The sequence below is a fragment of the Spongiibacter tropicus DSM 19543 genome (assembly GCF_000420325.1).
Taxonomy (GTDB): Bacteria; Pseudomonadota; Gammaproteobacteria; order Pseudomonadales; family Spongiibacteraceae; genus Spongiibacter; species Spongiibacter tropicus.
Map to the genome: position 1 here is coordinate 1,341,458 of NZ_ATUS01000001.1, position 17,363 is coordinate 1,358,820.

Below are 17,363 nucleotides of genomic sequence, written 5' to 3' on the forward strand. Positions count from 1 at the left end.
CATAGTGAATTTGGCCACCTAATTAGAGGTGATAGCATCACCTCATTCGATTACAGGTGACCCAATGACCAGACCATCACGCCCGACCTTCAGCCCCGAGTTTCGGCTCGAATCCGCACAGCTCGTCGTTGACCAGGACTATTCAGTGAAAGACGCCGCCGAAGCCATGAACGTGGGCAAGTCCACGATGGACAAATGGGTTCGCCAACTCAAGCAAGAACGTTCTGGTGGCAGCTACGATGCCTCTCCTATGACCTCAGAACAGCGTCGTATTCGGGAGCTCGAGCGGCAAGTTAAGCGCCTTGAAACAGAGAAAGACATTTTAAAAAAGGGTATGGCTCTCTTGATGTCAGACGAGCTGAAAAATATTCGATAATTCAGCGGCTTCAAGAGAGCTATCCCGTAAAGCTGCTGTGCCAGACATTCGATATTCAGCGTAGCAGTTACAAATACTGGCGTAGTCGCCCAGAAGGCGATAGCCCCTACCGTCGCAAGCTGAAGTTGATGGTACGTGCCGCACACCAGTTGAGTGGTGGCTCCGCAGGTGCCAGAACGGTTGCCTCTATCGTCAACCAGCGAGGCGAAAAGCTAACGCGATATGTGGCGGGTGGTTTGATGAAAGAGTTGGGGCTGGTGAGTAATCAGCTGCCCAAACACGCTTATAAACGGGCTGAGAAGCTGCATGTGGCCATTCCCAACACACTGGATCGGCAGTTCGCTGTGGGTAAACCCAACCAGGTTTGGTGTGGTGATATTACCTACATCTGGACAGGCCAACGATGGGCTTATCTGGCGGTAGTGCTGGATCTATACGCTCGGAAACCGGTTGGCTGGGCGTTGTCGCTAAAGGCTGACAGCGAGCTAACCAGTAAGGCGTTACTGATGGCTTACGAATCGAGAGGAAGGCCTAATGGCTTGTTGTTCCATTCAGATCAAGGCGTTCAATACACCAGCCTGCGCTTCCGGCAACACTTGTGGCGCTACCAGATAAAGCAGAGCATGAGTCGACGGGGTAACTGCTGGGATAATGCACCAATGGAACGGTTCTTCCGCAGCCTGAAAACCGAGTGGGTACCGGAAACGGGATACCGCTCTTTTGCTGAAGCGAAGCAGTCGATCACGGATTATGTGATTGGCTACTACAGCGGAATCAGGCCGCATCGACACAACGATGACCTGCCGCCAAATGTGGCAGAAAGTATGTACTGGAAAACTTATAAACCCGTGGCCAGTTTTACTTGACCACTACATCCTAAACATGTCATAAAATGCCACGGGAGCTCCGTTAAACCTTCCCTCCGTAACTACAAGAACAAAATCACCTTTACCAAGGACAAAATGGATATTTTCGTAACAGACCTCCACCCCCGAAGACATCCAATCAGCAAAGGCCTCACGAAGCCCATCCAAACCATCTCTTACCAGCGGGTGATGCTGAAGGTACTCTGGCCCGACATATTCCTCAGCAACTGACAGATTCCCGCTCATTAGTACATTTTCTACAAATGTTCTTGCCACTTTTTTGCTATCAGCCAGGGACACACCCGCATCGCCAATATCTTCCTGACCATCAAGCAACGTTCTACCGCTCGGATTCGGCTCCAACATCGGCTGAGCAGCATCCCAATGCTCGACAATGCGCTCTCCATCAAACTTAAAAATATCGAAGACAGCCAGAGTCTGATCCGCCACTAACTCGCTATGGGCGACTACGTACTCCCCATCCTCGAATACACGCTTGGTGCTGACTTTGGGCATACCGTCAGGCGTCGAAAAAACAAAATCCAAAAAGCCCTGTCTTCCATCAGCTACATGTAGGTTATGTTGCCTGTACTGGCTCTGACTGATAGCCGAAAAACCCTCAACATCCTTGCTCTCAATGGACTTCAGCAAGTTAACGATCAACGTTTCCCGATGAGTTCTCATATCACCCACTCCTCTATTCCGATAGGTAGTTCACGACACAATATATGTATCTTTAAATGTTACATTTATAGGTAAATTTTTTTCCCTTTAACCTCCCTACTTTGAAATTGAAACCGCCAAACTCGCTATAGAGTGTTGCTTCATCACCGAACGGTAGGCCTCAAAGCCATCCGAAAAAATGGCGTCCAACACGCTCGCAATACTCTTACCGACAGGGCAAGCCGGGTTAGGATGGCTGTGCATTTTTGTCATTTCATTAGAAGTGACAACGGCGTCAAGCACATCAGCCAGACTTATTTCACTCGCCGGACGCGCCAGTCTCGCCCCACCGGCTTTTCCCCTGTCAACGGAAACCAGTGACGCTTTCGACAACATCACCAACAGCTTGCGAATGACCACCGGGTTAGTGCCAACACTGGCGGCGAGCACTGACGATGTGACGGGCTCTCCATCGCTGACACATAACACCGACAGAACATGCACAGCCACAGAAAATCGTGTGTTGTTCAAGTGAGCACCTCAATCATCCAATAAGTAACAAATATAGTTACATTTATAGAGATGTCAACCACCAAAATCAATTCCGACTCAAAATTCTTGTTACATTAATTTGTCGTAACTTTCTTAATGTGTTACATATATGGGCGCGCCAGCTTTGATGCGCGATTGATTCGATAAACGCGCCCCGCAAAAGGCTGCTTTATATGCAAAATTTGTAATGAACATAGGGAGAAGTTATGACTATAAAAAAAATTAAGGCTTACGGCCTTGGCCTTACTTTGCTTCTAAGTGCGAATATTGGCCACACCCAAATATCCGCTTTGATCACAACCCTGAACGACGTCACTGCAGTGATTCCTGCAGCTCCCGGACTGGATGCAATCCTTCAGCAAGGAGCAGCATTGAATAGCCAACTGCTTGGATCATTAATTCCTCTATCCAACGACTTACCATTAGTCGGTCCGCTCGTTGGCGAACTCGTACCCATTGGCACACAAATCGTGCTACCGCTGCTCCTCAACCCACCGGCGGACCTTCTGGCAATAGACCAGATTGTCACAACAGCGCCTTCGTCGTTACTCGATGTAAGCTTTTTGCTTCCCGGCCAGGAGCTGAGCTTAATTGGACTACCAATGGATTTACTGCCTAATCAGTAAAGTAACTCACATAGCTGAAACATTAACCGAATGGAGAAGTGCCTGTTTGTCACTTCTCCATCACCTCAAGCTGGGAGACTGAAATGGGACTAAGTGGAATTAGTATTTGGCAGCTTCTTATCATACTGACTATTGTAGCCATGCTATTTGGTACAAAAAGACTGAGAAACATTGGCTCTGATCTTGGTGGCGCAATAGCGGGCTTCAAAAACAGCCTAAGCAACAAAAACGATGAAACACAAACTCTATCACCGCATGACAAAGAATAATCCACGCGCACCAAACCCTTGCCCAAATACCGAAATATATCCAACCGCGCATAGATAAAATTCCATGGCGAAACAACAAATATTCGCAATCCTGACATTACCTTCGCAAAACTGATAGCCCCCTTTCCTTCTCATTAATATCATTTACCAGTAACGGCTTAACGGCCGACTCGAAACCCAAGTTACCAATAAAAAGGTGGTATAAATGAGTGAAGTAATGAATCGCCAAAAAACACGAAATTTGGCTACCCGAGACAAAAAACGATACTTTTGGTGGCTTCCGCTTTTTATTGCGATCTCCCCCATTGTTGGAATCGAATTTTATAAAACCACCGGAAACGCCATCTATGCCTGGTTTACACCGATTCTATGGTATTTATTTGTCCCTCTAGGTGACTTTTTGTTTGGTAGAGACGACAAAAACTATAGTGCACAGCGTGCCGACGAGCTAGAGAATGACAACTACTACAAATGGTTGGTTTTCCTGTCGGTCCCCCTGTTTTTTGTAACTTGGATGTATGGTGCTTGGTGGGTGTCAACCCAAGCTGTCTCCGTATCCGACTACCTTGGTATGACGATCGGTGTTGCCTTGACCAATGGACTGGCACTGGTAGTTGGACATGAGTTGGGACACAAGAACAATCGCCTGGAAAAGAACCTAGCCAAATGGGTTCTGGCAGTACCCGCTTACGGGCATTTCTCTGCTGAACACAATCGCGGCCACCACAAAGATGTCGCTACCCCTGATGATCCCGCATCTGCAAGGATGGGAGAGTCATTGTACCGCTTTGTTCTTCGAGAAATTCCTGGTGCTTTTGTCAGAGCCTTTCATGATGAAAAGGTACGACTCGAGCGAAAGGGTAAATCCGTAATCAGTGCCGAAAACCAGATCCTACAGTCATTCGCGATTACCTTTGTTCTCTATGGAGCTGCACTGACACTATGGGGCACTGTTGTTATTCCTTTTATGGTCATATCAACTTTGTGGGGCTGGCAGTTTCTATCCACGTCCAACTATATCGAACACTACGGTCTACTGCGCCAGAAACAAGAAGACGGTCGCTTTGAGCGCACACGCCCTGAGCACTCATGGAACGCTGATTTTCGAGTTTCCAACCTCGTAACCTATCACCTCCAGCGCCACTCAGACCACCACTCCCGACCAACCCGCCGTTACCAGGTATTGCGCAGCGACGACGCCCCCGAACTTCCCACTGGTTACGCTGGCTGTTTCACCATGGCTTACTTCACACCGATCTGGCGCAAAGTCATGGATCCAAAAGTACTCGAGGTCTATGGCGGAGACATTCTCAAAGCTAACCTCGACCCCAAACACCGCGATGCACTCATTGCGAAATATGGGAGAGCATCCTAATGGCTAGTTATCGCTGCCCCGGTTGTGGCTATACATATGACGAAGATAAAGGCGATGAATTCGAAGGCTTTCCTGCGGGTACTCAATGGCAAGTGGTTCCCGACGACTGGTCCTGCCCCGACTGCTCTGTTAGAGACAAAATAGATTTCGAAAAAGTCGAGGACCAATGAAGAATGGCCAAATACGAATGCATCGTGTGTGGGTTTATTTATGACGAAGCACTTGGTCTTCCTGAGGACGGAATCCCCCCAGGCACAAAATGGGAGGACATACCGGACGACTGGACATGCTTTGAATGCAGCTGCCCCAAAACCGACTTTGAACTACTTGAATGAAAGATCATTACAATGAAAAACAATAAACTTGGAATATCACTTTTTCCACTCCTAACCGCTGCGGCGGTTTTAACCCTGAGTGCCTGCTCGAACGGGTTCAACAAATATATTAGCAATGGCATAGACGCCACACCGCAGAAGAGCACAGCGAATACCGACTGGCCGATGCACGGGAACAACCGCTACGAACAACGCTTTTCTGAACTTACCGATATCAACGCTAAAAATATCTCTGAACTTGGGCTTGCCTGGTATATCGACCTTCCTGAAAATCGCGGCCAGGAAGCAACGCCTCTGATTATCAATGGAGTGATGTATACGACCTCAGCATGGAACCATGTTCATGCATTGAATGCCAAAACCGGTGAAATACTCTGGCAGTACGACCCGAAGGTTCCGAAAAAACAAGGAATTAAAGGCTGCTGCGATTCAGTCACCCGCGGCCTGGCCTACGACAAAGGCCGCGTTATTCAGGCTACCCTCGATGGCCGCCTGATCGCCCTGGATGCCAAATCTGGTATTCCATTATGGGAAACCCGCACCTTCAAAAACACACTCAACTACACAATCACTGGTGCTCCTCGCGTGGCCAGGGGAAAAGTTTATATCGGTAATGGCGGAGCAGAATACGGGGTTCGAGGCTATATCTCAGCCTATGATATAAATAGCGGTAAACTTGTGTGGCGCTTTTATACCGTCCCCAGCTCCAAAAACTTAGATTCTGGCGTTGAGCCAGAGGCGTTGATGGCCAAAACCTGGTCGGCACAGGGCAGCGATCTGGAGAAAGGTGGTACAGTCTGGGACAGCATCGTTTACGACCCTGACACCAACAGTATTATCTTCGGTGTCGGCAATGGGTCTCCCTGGAATCCGAATATTCGCTCACCTGGCGGCGGCGATAATCTATTCCTTTCCTCTATCGTGTCGGTGAACGCCGACACCGGCAACTACAATTGGCACTATCAGACTACACCAGGGGAAGCTTGGGACTACACCGCAACGCAACCGATCGTCCTTGCTGATATGGAATTCGATGGCACGATGCGTAAAGTCGCCATCCAGGCTCCAAAGAACGGCTTTCTTTACATCCTCGACCGCATTAACGGCAAGTTGCTATCAGCTAAACCCTTTGTAGACGTCACCTGGGCCTCGCATGTCGATATGACAACCGGCCGACCGGTAGTAAATCCGGAAGCCGAATATTGGAAGACTGGGAAGCCGGCTCTGGTCATGCCGTCATGGATGGGAGGACACAATTGGCACCCGATGGCCTTTAACCCCAACAACAATGTCATCTATATCCCCACCCAAACATCAGCATTTCCCTACCTTGCTGAAGATGAACAAACACCGTCAAAACTGGCAGTAAACCTCGGTGTCGACACAAAGGCTGCGAACCTGCCCGATGACCCAAAAGTTATCCAGGCAGTTAAAGATGCAACCAGCGGGGCACTACTCGCAAGAGACCTAAGAACTGGAAAGGATTTATGGAAGGTCGGATATCCCGGCGTCTGGAACGGCGGTGTGCTAGCCACTGCGGGTGAAATCATTTTTCAGGGATCGGCGACTGGTTACGTAAACGCCTACCGCGCCGACAATGGTGAAAGGTTGTGGCGTTTCAATGCGCAAACCGGCGTCGTGGCACCACCGGTGACATACAAAATTGATGGCGAACAATATATTGCGGTCAATGCTGGCTGGGGTGGTATTATGCCATTGATGACTGGTGAGCTGACAAAGGATGCCGCTCAGCAATATCCACGTAACATCAGTCGACTACTTGTCTTCAAACTCGGTGCTAGTGCAAAGTTACCTGTCGATGATCGCGTGGCCCTACAGATGGCTCCAGTCACAACACAGATCGACAAAGATGCCGCACACAAGGGTTTTGAGACATACGACCGCTACTGCGTCGTCTGCCACGGAGGTGGTGGTGTAGGTGGTGGAGTTGTGCCGGACCTTCGCTTTTCAGGCATTACCCAATCGGAAGAAGCCTGGGCTTCGGTAGTTCTAGGCGGCATACTCGAAAGCCGCGGCATGGTGTCATTCAAATCTGAACTGGATGCCGGGGATGCGGAAAATATTCGCCAGTTTATTCTTGATCGAATTCGCTATGCACACGAGGTTGGCGATACCAGCCGGCCGTATCGTTAATCCAATAGTGAACGTTGTCCCTCGTCAGTAAATAATAACAGCGTTTCCCGAGGTTCCAGATGAGTTTTTACGATAATAAAATCCTTCCTCATATTCTAGATACCCTCTGTAGCCACGGGGCAGTGATGAGCCAACGTGAACGTGTTGTACCACGTGCACGCGGAGTGGTTCTCGAAGTCGGTATGGGTAGTGGCATCAATTTGCCGCTTTACAACCCTGATATCGTTGATTTCGTCTGGGGACTTGAACCAGCAGAGGGAATGCGCAAAAAAGCCCTGCCCAACTTGGCCAAGTCACCAGTCGAAGTAAAATGGCTGGATCTGCCAGGGGAGAAAATTCCACTCGACGACGAGAGCGTCGATACAGTATTGCTGACCTATACCCTTTGCACTATATCCGACTGGCAAAGCGCCCTTGAACAAATGCATCGTGTGCTTAAACACGAAGGGAAACTGCTGTTTTGTGAACATGGCCATTCGTGTCATGAACCGGTCTCAAAATGGCAACACAGGATTACACCAATGTGGAAGAAACTAGCCGGCGGCTGTCATCTGAACCGATCGATCAGCGAAATGATTTCGTCAAGTGGATTCACCATTACCGAGCTCGATAACTGCTATATGGAGAGCTTTCCGAAAATCACCGGTTATATGTATATCGGTGAAGCAGAAAAACAGATCGATTGATACATACGCCCGCCGTTTCTAGACAATAACTTGCGGCGGGGTGTAGTATCAGGATTCTGGTAGCGACGTATGCAAGTCGACTATGATGAATAATAATATTGACGAGGTTTTACAATCGGTCTTCGAAAACAGCTCCGATCCTGACGATGCTTGTGAGCGAGTCAGCGCGTTGTACCAGCCCCATGATCTGAAGCTATGCCACCCCAGAGACCAACTACGCGCACAGATGAAACACCGCGACGTTCGCGACACTTCCCTGAGCCGCCTACTCTACAATGCTGAAATCCAAATAGACTCCGAGCCGTTTAAAGATTTTTATCTGGTCATGCTGCCAAGTAGTGGCCATTTCAATGTAAAACAAAACTTCATCGAAGGAGTTGCCTCCCCAAGCAAACCGATCATCCTCGATGCCGACAAACACATCGATATGCGTTGGTCTGAGGACTGTAGTAACCTGATATACAAAGTTAACCGACGACTGCTCGATGAAACACTTTATCAGAGTTATGGCATAGAAGCTAAAAACGCGGTTGAATTCAACTCATCAACAACCGGACTCGCCTCACTGTCTGAATTTTCGGAAGCACTGGGAAATTTTCTGATTAACAACCCCTACGCAAATGACATGGCGAAAAATCCCGAACTGTTCGAAAAAATTGAACAAGTGCTTGCGTTATCTCTACTCTCACAAGGAAACAGTTATAGCGAAGCAATCCTCAACGCTAAGTACGGGGTTAGACCTCGGGTGGTCATCAGGGCCAAAGAATTTATTGAAGAAAATTACACCCGCAAGCTGACAGTGTTGGATATCGCTAACGCAGTTGGTGTAAGTGCAAGAAGTCTACAGAAAGGCTTCGAACAGTACGAGCACACCACCCCTATGCTGTACCTACGTAAATGGCGTTTGCGTCGGGCGCGGGAACTGCTGGTTTTTTCTAGAAACCAGAATATTCGGGTCAAAGTTTCAGATATCGCCATGAGTTGCGGCTTTTTTCATTTCGGCAATTTCAGCAAACTCTACTGTGAATCATTTGGGGAAACTCCGTCCAAAACCCTGTCTGGAAGGCTTTGAGCCTACCCTTTATAGAAGACTTTCAGGACAGCAACGCCGTCCCAAGCTGATAAGACTTACCTCGCATCACTGCGATAATCAGTCCCTCTTGATTTTCCACGCAGACATCATAGACCCCGGTTCGACGGCCACGGGAGACTTCACAGCAACTTGCCCTCAAGGTATCGCCAAGCTTACCGGGTTTAACATATTCGATACTACATCCCTGCGCTACAGTCACTTTATTGTATGTGTTGCATGCAAAGGCAAATGCGGTATCCGCAAGCGAAAAAATGTATCCACCGTGACAACTGCCATGTCCCTGGATCATGTAATCCTGCACTGACATCGTGATTGTAGCGGTGCCGGGCGACACCGATTCGACATTCATCTGCAGGTGGCGGCTGGCGTCATCTCTTTGCATCAAGACCTCCGCACAGCGCTCCGCGAGCTCCTGAGCAGTGAGGCTTTCTACTGCCATGAATAGTTCTCCCACCTAGCCGCTATTTTGGTGATCGACTTACTTCTCATCAAAGTTGACGACGACCTTCTCGGAAATCGGGTGCGCCTGACAAGTCAGTATATAGCCACGTTTAAGATCACTTTCTTCGAGGCCATGAGTAATATCCTGATCCACCTCGCCTTCAACCAACAGAGCCTTGCAGGTAGAGCAAACGCCGCCTTTACAGCTATACGGTAGATCCATACCGTGACTCATGCCGGCATCTAGGATATTTTCGCCATCGGCGGCGAGATCGAAGGAACTTCCACGACCATCAAAAATAACCGTGACCTCGCTGGTCTTTCCAGCGTAAGCGTTAGCGCGAGCATGGTGTTTCTCAATTACGGCACTGGCATCGTCGGCAGAGGCCCCAAATAGCTCATAGCGTATACTGTTCTCTTCAATACCCAGTCCACGCAGGCCCCTTGATACCTCAGAGATCATCGACTCAGGGCCACAAATGTAATACTCATCATAGGATTTCAAGTCGATTAACTGTGTACCGAGAGCGCGCCCTTTGGCGTTATCGATACGTCCGTTGAGAAGATCGACGCCCTGGTCTTCACGGCTGAGAATATTGATCCACTGAAAACGCGTCAGATACTGGTTTTTAAGAAAGCTGAGTGCGTCGCGAAACATGATCGACGTCGTGCGCTTGTTGCCGTAGATCAGTGTTAACCGGCTATTGCTCTCAACATCTAGGATCGACTTGATATTGGATAGAATCGGAGTAATACCACTACCGGACGCAATAAACAGATAGTTCTTCCTATTCCCCTGACTGATATCAGCGCAGAAGTTGCCCTGTGGCGGCATAACCTCAATCTGTGCTCCTGCGACTAGAGCGTCATTCGCAAAATTAGAGAACTTACCACCCTCGACACGTTTTACCGCGATCGTCATGGCAGCATCGTTGATACCAGAGCAGATCGAATAGGAACGTTGTACCGACTCACCGTCGATATTGGCCCGCAGGGTGAGGTACTGGCCCGGCCGATATTTGTACAGTTCAGCTTGTTGCGCTTCGACATTAAAGCCAATCACAACGGCCGAATCCGTTTCTTTCTGCACACTGGAAATGGTCAGCGGCTGGAATCCTCTCGTACTCATTATCCCGATTCTCTCTTATCTTAATCGTTACAGATTCTTAAAATAGTCAAACGGCTCACTACAGCTTCGGCACTGATAGAGTGCCTTACACGCGGTGGAGCCAAAGTGGCTTACCAGTTTGATATCGAAGGAACCACAGTGCGGACAAGCAATACCTTCATCATCTTTTTGCGACGGCGCTATACCGTAATCCGCCAGCTTTCGCTTTGCCTCAACAGACATCCAGCTGGTCGACCAGGCCGGGTGAAGTTGACGCAAGACCTCAACCCGTTCATAGCCTGCATTTTTCAGGCAGAGCTCAATATCCTCCGCCATAGCGTTAATGGCAGGGCATCCGGAATACGTCGGCGTGATGGATACGGTTACCGCTCCGTCTGTTACCAGCACATCCTGAAGCACGCCCAGCTCCCAGATACTGATTACCGGCACCTCGGGATCCTTGACACTGTCGAGCAGGTTCCATATCTCCGGCACTACTGAAGAATGTCGACGCTCACGGCGCTCAAACTCTTCCTGCGGCAGAATCGGGATAAGGTTGTTTTCACTCACAAACCGGATCCTCGTCAGTTACCAGGTACAACCCGGGTACGCACGCTGAACAAACTGCATTTCCGACAAGAGGTGTCCCAAGTGCTCCGTGTGAAAACCTGTACGCCCGCCTTTTACGCGCCAGGCCACATCCGGTAAGGTCACGCCGGCCTCGGCAAAGGTGGCATCACAGGCTGAACGCCAACCCTGTTCAAGACTCGCTCTGTCTACAGCAACACCCTTCTCAGCCAGCTCCTTTTCCAGCGCGTCCATTTCAAACAGTTCGGGCGTGTAGCCAATCAACTGTTCCAGCGCAGTTTGCAGCCGCGCCCTGCTCTCCTCAGTTCCATTCCCCAGGCGCAACATCCATTCTTTGCTACGACGCAGGTGGTAGAGAGTTTCTTTCAGTGACTTTTCGGCAATTGCCGCTAGTGTTTCATCAGCGGACTGCGTCAGTGCCGTCAGGAACAGCAGTTCGAATTCATCCAGCAAATACTGTCTTGCGGTGGTGAAGGCGAAGTCGCCTCGCGGTAATTCATAGATCAGCAGGTTGGTGTAGTCCAGACAGTCTCGGTCGTAAGCCAGTGTGTCTTCAGTAACACCTTCACCCGTCAATTCTGCCGCGTAGGTCAGGAAGTTACGTGCGCGACCGATATAGTCCAGAGCCACATTGGTCATAGCCAGATCTTCCTCGAGGAAAGGGCCGTTACTGCACCACTCGCTCAGACGATGGCCGTGAATAACGGAGTCATCGCCAAGCCGGATGGCATAAGCCGCAAGATCTTGTTGGTTATCAGTAGTCATACGCGGGCTCACATATTGTTAACTTTATCGGGAAGCTGGTAATGCGTCGCATGGCGATATGGCTTGTCATCCAGCGGGTCATAAAAGCTATCGCAGTCGCTTTCCTGAGAAGCACAAATGTCCGACGAATTAACCACCCAGATGCTGATACCTTCCCCGCGACGGGTATAGACATCACGCGCGTATTCCAAGGCCTGCTCGGCATCTTCAGCGTGCAGACTACCGACATGCTTGTGATCGAGACCGCGACGGCCGCGAACGAACACTTCATACAACTTCATATTGGATTGAGACATGGTTTCTATTCCTCAAGCAGTGCGGGCTGCAGATCTTTTACTTTCGTAGGCATCGAGCGCTTCGCGAACCCAGGCGCCCTCGTCATGGGCGCGGCGATGATGTGCAACACGGTCGCGGTTACAGTGTCCGTTTCCGGCGATGACTGAATAAAACTCCTCCCAGTCGATTTCGCCGAAATCGTAATGCCCACGCTCCTCATTCCAGCGCAGATCCGGGTCTGGCAGCGTCAAGCCAATCGCTTCTGCTTGCTCTACACTTTGATCTACAAACTTCTGACGCAACTCGTCGTTGGACTGCCGTTTAATTTTCCAAGTCATAGACTGACCAGAGTGCTGGGAATCCGAATCGTGGGGGCCGAACATCATCAGCGATGGCCACCAGAAGCGATTCACCGAATCCTGAGCCATCTTGCGCTGACGCTCGTCGCCCTCCATCAGGGTCATCAGAATGTGGTAGCCCTGACGCTGATGGAAACTTTCCTCTTTACAGATACGCACCATGCCTCGGGCGTAGGGACCATAGGAGGTCCGTTGCAGCGAAACCTGATTTACGATGGCAGCACCATCAACCAGCCAGCCAATTGCGCCCATATCTGCCCAAGATAACGACGGATAGTTAAAAATAGAGGCATACTTGGCAGCCCCGGTATGCAGTGCATCAATCAGCTCTTCCCTTGAAATACCCAAGGTTTCAGCAGCGCTATACAGATACAGGCCATGACCGGCTTCATCCTGAACCTTGGCCAGCAATACCGCTTTCCGATGCAAACTTGGCGCACGGGTAATCCAGTTACCCTCGGGCTGCATGCCAATCACTTCAGAGTGTGCGTGCTGTGAGATCTGGCGAATCAGATTTTTGCGGTATGCCTGCGGCATCCAGTCTTTAGGCTCGATTTTTTCTTCGTTATCTATGCGGCGTTGAAATTCGGCTTCCAGCGTCTTTTCATCGGCAGAACGATTCATTTCATTCGTTGATAAACTCATGGCTCATTCCTCTTAGTCAGAAACACGTTCAATAACCAGCGCAATGCCCTGGCCTACCCCGATACACATAGTGCACAGCGCATAACGCTGCTTTTTTTCAATCAATTCATACATGGCGGTAGTCACCAACCGTGCGCCGCTCATCCCGAGAGGATGGCCGAGCGCGATGGCTCCGCCATTGGGATTAATACGCGGATCGTCGTCCTTCAACCCGAGGGCCCGGATAACCGCAAGCCCCTGGGACGCAAAAGCCTCATTCAACTCGATCACGTCCATATCATTGATACTCAGGCCCACCAGCTCCAGTACCTTCTTCGAAGCTTCATAAGGGCCAAACCCCATTATCGCGGGTTCAAGACCACTGGAAGCCATACCCAAGATCTTGGCTTTTGGCTGCAGACCATGCTGCTTTACTCCATCAGTGGAGGCGATCAACAGCGCGCAAGCGCCATCGTTAACACCAGACGCATTACCAGCGGTCACACTGCCACTCTCCCGAAACGGGGTCGGCAATCCTGATAATTTCTCGTAGGTTGTCCCGGGGCGGATATGCTCATCCTTGTCAAAAACCACCGGATCACTCTTACGCTTTGGAATAGTGACTGGCGTCACTTCAATGTCGAAACGACCCGAGGTTTGCGCTGCATGGGCTTTGGCGTGGGAGCGTACTGCAAATGCGTCCTGGTCCTCTCGACTGATATTAAACGTGGCGGCCACGTTTTCTGCGGTCTCAGGCATGGAGTCTATGCCGTACTGCGCTTTAATGGACTTGTTAACAAAACGCCAACCAATGGTGGTGTCGTAGACTTCCGCTCGACGATCAAACGCCGATCCGGCTTTCGGCATAACAAATGGCGCGCGGGACATGGATTCAACCCCCCCGGCAATCGCCAGATTAATCTCACCGGCACGAATAGCGCGCGCTGCCGTTCCAACGGCATCAAGCCCCGATCCACAAAGCCGGTTTATCGTCATACCCGGCACGCTCGCAGGCAGCCCCGCCAGCAGGGCACTCATTCGCGCAACGTTGCGATTGTCCTCACCAGCCTGGTTTGCGCAGCCGTAAAATACATCGTCGACTTTTTCCCAGTCGACAGAGGGATTTCGTTCCATAAGTGCCTTCATAGGCACGGCGCCCAAATCATCGGCGCGAACCTCGGCAAGCGTACCGGCATATCGACCGATCGCCGTGCGCTGGGCATCGCAGATATAAGCGACTAGCGGCTCCATTGATTATCTCCGTTCATCTTCTTGTCTTATTGACGCGGCGCGAGCAAAACTCGCATTCTAAAAACTAGCGACCGACAAATTCAGGGGTGCGCTTATTCATAAATGCGTCGACCCCTGCCTTGTAGTCTTGTGTTTGTCCCGCTGCGCGCATCAACTCTTTTTCCAACTCGAGCTGCTCATCCAGTGTATTTGTGGCCGACGCATACAAGGCTTGCTTAGTAAAAGCAAAGCCCTTCGTCGGCTGTGCAGCAAGAGTGGTCGCCATCTCACGAGACTGCTCAACGAGTTGATCGTCATCAATAACGTCCCAAATCATGCCCCATTCTTTTGCCTGCTCTGCCGAAATTTTTGGGCCGAGCATCGCCACCGCTTTGGCGCGCGCCATACCTAGAAGACGTGGTAAATGCCAGGTACCACCGGAATCCGGGATCAAACCCAGCTTGCAGAACGACTCGATGAAGCTAGCAGATCTCGCGGCAATCACGATGTCGCAGGCCAACGCGATATTGGCACCCGCACCGGCAGCAACACCATTCACTGCACAGATCACCGGTTTTTCCATACTGGTAATCATCCTGACAACGGGGTTGTAGTACTTCTCTACCGAATCCCCTAGGTCGGGAGAAGCCTCACCCGGCGCGACCGCTCGGTCGTTCAAATCCTGTCCTGCACAAAAACCGCGGCCTTCGCCGGTTAGCAACACACAGCGTATCGATTGGTCATCGGCGCAACGCGTCAACGCATCCCTAAACTCCAAATGCATTTCCACAGTAAAACTGTTCAGTGCCTCAGGACGATTTAGCGTAATGAAGGCAGTACCGGCCTCAACCACGAATCGAATATTTTTATAGTCCATCGTCTTCCCCCCTATCTGCGGATCAATCGTCGCGACGCTCAACCAGCGTCATGATGTCGTACACAGCAACGGGTTCGTTATGTTGATTAACAACTTCGATAGCCCACTGCACAACACCGTTGGCTTTTTCGTCACCACGTTTTGCTTTTTTGATCTTCTTTTTCACTGTCAGTTTGGCTTGGATCGTGTCGCCGATTCCCACCGGCTCAATAAAGCGCAGACTCTCCAGGCCATAGTTGGCAATAACCGGCCCCTTGCCGGGATCAACGAACATGCCTGCTGCGGCGGAAAGCACAAAGTATCCGTGAGCGACGCGCTTACCAAAGAACGAGTCTTGGGCAGCAATCTCGTCGAAGTGGGCATAGAAATGATCACCGCTGATACAACCGAAGTTAACAATATCGGCTTCCGTCACCGTACGACGGTGTGTTACCAGCGTTTCGCCAATAACGAGATCTTCAAAATATTTTCGGAACGGATGTACGCCATCAGATTCCACCAAGGCGCCGCGATGGTATTCAGACGTGACCGCCATTAGTGAGCCAGGTGAACCCTGAATTGCTGTGCGCTGCATATAGTGCTTAACAGCCCGCAGGCCGCCCAGCTCTTCACCACCACCCGCGCGTCCCGGACCGCCATGGACCAACGGCATCAATGGTGAGCCATGACCTGTAGATTCTTTCGCGCAATCGCGATTCAGGATAAGCATACGGCCGTGCCATGCGGCCGCCGAGGTAACCAGCTTCTTGGTTTCGACGTTATCGTAGCTGTAAACAGAAGCGACCAGACTACCCTTGCCAAGCTTGGCAATATCAATGGCGTCGTCCAACTCGTCGTAAGGCATAACGGTAGTGACCGGACCGAAGGCTTCAACTTCGTGCACCAGTGTCTTTTCAAACGGACGGTCGCAATACAACACGGTTTTTGGATAGAACGCGCCTTTGTTCTTGTCTGCACCGATGACCTCAAAGTCATCGCTGCCGCCGTGTACTATTTCGCACTCTTGAGTCAGGCGGGCGACCTGTTCCGCCACATCACGTACCTGATCGCGACTGATCAACGCCCCCATGCGAACACCTTCGTGGGAGGCATCGCCCATCGCGATTTTATCCAGCTTTGTCGACAAACCATCAATGACTGCTTTAACCTTTTCACGCGGCACAATCACACGGCGAATAGCCGTACATTTCTGACCGGCCTTGATGGTCATTTCCTTGCTGATTTCCCGTAAGAACAAGTCGAACTCAGGGTCGTCTTCCGACACCGATTTACCCAGGATGGCGGCATTGAGAGAATCCGCTTCCATAGTAAATGGAATGGAGTTTTCAATAATGTTGGGATGCGTGCGCAGCTTTCGCCCGGTACTGGCCGAACCAGTAAACGTCACCACATCCTGCTCATTCAGGTGTTCGAGCAAATCCCCAACCGAGCCACAAATAATCTGGATTGCACCTGCAGGAAAATAGCCACCATCAACGATATCTCTGACCATCGCCTCTGAAAGATAAGCGCTGGGCGTTGCGGGCTTAACAATCACAGGAACCCCGGCAATCAAACTGGGAGCAATTTTTTCCAGCATCCCCCAAATCGGAAAATTAAACGCATTGATATGTACCGAGACGCCCGGCTTAGACGTGAGAATGTGTCTCCCCAGAAAACTACCGTTTTTAGATAGCGTTTCCGTCTCCCCCTCAACCAGCACGGTATCGTTTGGCAGCTCGCGGGTAGCAAGGCTTGCATAAGAAAAAACTGTACCCAAACCACCTTCTATATCGACCCATCCATCAGCACGGGTTGCCCCAGTCTGTGCGGAGATTTCGTAGAACTTCTCCTTGTCAGCCATCAACGCCTTAGCCATGTTCTTCAGAGCCAGCGCGCGATCATGGAAGGTCATTTCACGAAGGGCTTTGCCACCGACTTCGCGACCGAAGCGAACCACATCCGCGAAATTGATGCCTTCACTACTGACGTGACAAACGGCTTCACCAGTGACGGCATTAAATGTTTCTACCCCTTGGCTGGTGCCCTCGTACCACTTTCCACATACGTAGCTGCTGAGCTTCATAGAACTGACTCCAATGCGCGAATTTTCCAGTCTTT

Annotated in this window: 20 protein-coding genes; 9 read left to right on the plus strand and 11 right to left on the minus strand. The window is 50.5% G+C overall.

Annotated elements, in window-relative coordinates:
- Positions 1 to 64 precede the first annotated feature (64 nt).
- A protein-coding gene (locus tag G411_RS0106295) for an IS3 family transposase (RefSeq protein WP_157581155.1) occupies positions 65 to 1,242 on the plus strand; the annotation gives its coding sequence in 2 pieces (ribosomal slippage) (positions 65 to 323 and positions 323 to 1,242; 1,179 coding nt in all).
- A gap of 3 nt (positions 1,243 to 1,245) precedes the next feature.
- On the opposite strand, the gene G411_RS19625 is transcribed toward G411_RS0106295, so the two are convergent.
- A complete protein-coding gene (locus G411_RS19625; RefSeq protein WP_022958331.1) occupies positions 1,246 to 1,926 on the minus strand; it encodes a nuclear transport factor 2 family protein in 681 nt (226 codons plus the stop codon).
- Positions 1,927 to 2,022: 96 nt separating this feature from the next.
- On the minus strand, positions 2,023 to 2,436 hold the full coding sequence (locus tag G411_RS0106305) for an Rrf2 family transcriptional regulator (RefSeq protein ID WP_022958332.1): 414 nt from the start codon (positions 2,434 to 2,436) through the stop codon (positions 2,023 to 2,025).
- A gap of 227 nt (positions 2,437 to 2,663) precedes the next feature.
- On the opposite strand from G411_RS0106305, the gene G411_RS0106310 reads away from it, so the two are divergent.
- The 8 genes from G411_RS0106310 (at position 2,664) to G411_RS0106340 (ending at position 8,974) form a co-directional block, all read left to right on the plus strand.
- Entirely contained in the window at positions 2,664 to 3,083 is a 420-nt protein-coding gene (locus tag G411_RS0106310; RefSeq protein ID WP_022958333.1) for a hypothetical protein, read from the plus strand.
- Between the two features lie 83 nt (positions 3,084 to 3,166).
- Entirely contained in the window at positions 3,167 to 3,352 is a 186-nt protein-coding gene (gene tatA, locus G411_RS19630) for a twin-arginine translocase TatA/TatE family subunit (protein WP_022958334.1), read from the plus strand.
- A gap of 205 nt (positions 3,353 to 3,557) precedes the next feature.
- Entirely contained in the window at positions 3,558 to 4,727 is a 1,170-nt protein-coding gene (locus G411_RS0106320) for an alkane 1-monooxygenase (RefSeq protein ID WP_022958335.1), read from the plus strand.
- The gene (locus tag G411_RS0106325) at positions 4,727 to 4,897 is read left to right on the plus strand and encodes a rubredoxin (RefSeq protein ID WP_022958336.1); all 171 of its coding nucleotides are present in this window, start codon (positions 4,727 to 4,729) and stop codon (positions 4,895 to 4,897) included. The genes G411_RS0106320 and G411_RS0106325 overlap by 1 nt, the downstream gene beginning before the upstream one ends.
- Before the next feature lie 3 nt (positions 4,898 to 4,900).
- On the plus strand, positions 4,901 to 5,062 hold the full coding sequence (locus G411_RS21815) for a rubredoxin (protein ID WP_084495339.1): 162 nt from the start codon (positions 4,901 to 4,903) through the stop codon (positions 5,060 to 5,062).
- Positions 5,063 to 5,074: 12 nt separating this feature from the next.
- Entirely contained in the window at positions 5,075 to 7,216 is a 2,142-nt protein-coding gene (locus tag G411_RS0106330; protein WP_022958337.1) for a PQQ-dependent dehydrogenase, methanol/ethanol family, read from the plus strand.
- A 59-nt stretch (positions 7,217 to 7,275) separates the two neighbouring features.
- Entirely contained in the window at positions 7,276 to 7,902 is a 627-nt protein-coding gene (locus G411_RS0106335; protein ID WP_028968206.1) for a class I SAM-dependent methyltransferase, read from the plus strand.
- A gap of 82 nt (positions 7,903 to 7,984) precedes the next feature.
- Positions 7,985 to 8,974, plus strand: coding sequence for an AraC family transcriptional regulator (locus tag G411_RS0106340; RefSeq protein ID WP_022958340.1), 990 nt, complete (start codon positions 7,985 to 7,987; stop codon positions 8,972 to 8,974).
- Positions 8,975 to 8,996: 22 nt separating this feature from the next.
- On the opposite strand, the gene paaI is transcribed toward G411_RS0106340, so the two are convergent.
- From paaI to paaZ, 9 genes are all read right to left on the minus strand, one after another.
- Positions 8,997 to 9,434, minus strand: coding sequence for a hydroxyphenylacetyl-CoA thioesterase PaaI (gene paaI / locus G411_RS0106345; protein WP_022958341.1), 438 nt, complete (start codon positions 9,432 to 9,434; stop codon positions 8,997 to 8,999).
- Positions 9,435 to 9,473: 39 nt separating this feature from the next.
- Positions 9,474 to 10,565 carry a 2Fe-2S iron-sulfur cluster-binding protein gene (locus G411_RS0106350; protein WP_022958342.1) on the minus strand — a complete coding sequence of 364 codons (1,092 nt, stop codon included), beginning with the start codon at positions 10,563 to 10,565 and terminating at the stop codon, positions 9,474 to 9,476.
- Between the two features lie 27 nt (positions 10,566 to 10,592).
- Positions 10,593 to 11,114: a 1,2-phenylacetyl-CoA epoxidase subunit PaaD gene (gene paaD / locus G411_RS0106355; protein ID WP_022958343.1), complete on the minus strand. Its 522-nt coding sequence runs from the start codon at positions 11,112 to 11,114 to the stop codon at positions 10,593 to 10,595.
- Between the two features lie 18 nt (positions 11,115 to 11,132).
- Positions 11,133 to 11,897 carry a 1,2-phenylacetyl-CoA epoxidase subunit PaaC gene (gene paaC, locus G411_RS0106360; protein ID WP_022958344.1) on the minus strand — a complete coding sequence of 255 codons (765 nt, stop codon included), beginning with the start codon at positions 11,895 to 11,897 and terminating at the stop codon, positions 11,133 to 11,135.
- An 8-nt stretch (positions 11,898 to 11,905) separates the two neighbouring features.
- Complete coding sequence (gene paaB / locus G411_RS0106365) at positions 11,906 to 12,193, minus strand: 1,2-phenylacetyl-CoA epoxidase subunit PaaB (RefSeq protein WP_022958345.1); 288 nt, start codon at positions 12,191 to 12,193, stop codon at positions 11,906 to 11,908.
- A 12-nt stretch (positions 12,194 to 12,205) separates the two neighbouring features.
- Positions 12,206 to 13,177 (minus strand): 1,2-phenylacetyl-CoA epoxidase subunit PaaA, encoded by a 972-nt coding sequence (gene paaA, locus G411_RS0106370; RefSeq protein ID WP_022958346.1) that lies wholly within the window; start codon positions 13,175 to 13,177, stop codon positions 12,206 to 12,208.
- A 12-nt stretch (positions 13,178 to 13,189) separates the two neighbouring features.
- Positions 13,190 to 14,407 carry a 3-oxoadipyl-CoA thiolase gene (pcaF, locus tag G411_RS0106375; protein ID WP_022958347.1) on the minus strand — a complete coding sequence of 406 codons (1,218 nt, stop codon included), beginning with the start codon at positions 14,405 to 14,407 and terminating at the stop codon, positions 13,190 to 13,192.
- A gap of 64 nt (positions 14,408 to 14,471) precedes the next feature.
- Positions 14,472 to 15,263 carry a 2-(1,2-epoxy-1,2-dihydrophenyl)acetyl-CoA isomerase PaaG gene (gene paaG / locus G411_RS0106380; RefSeq protein ID WP_022958348.1) on the minus strand — a complete coding sequence of 264 codons (792 nt, stop codon included), beginning with the start codon at positions 15,261 to 15,263 and terminating at the stop codon, positions 14,472 to 14,474.
- 22 nt (positions 15,264 to 15,285) lie between these two features.
- Positions 15,286 to 17,328 (minus strand): phenylacetic acid degradation bifunctional protein PaaZ, encoded by a 2,043-nt coding sequence (gene paaZ / locus G411_RS0106385; RefSeq protein ID WP_022958349.1) that lies wholly within the window; start codon positions 17,326 to 17,328, stop codon positions 15,286 to 15,288.
- Positions 17,329 to 17,363 lie beyond the last annotated feature (35 nt).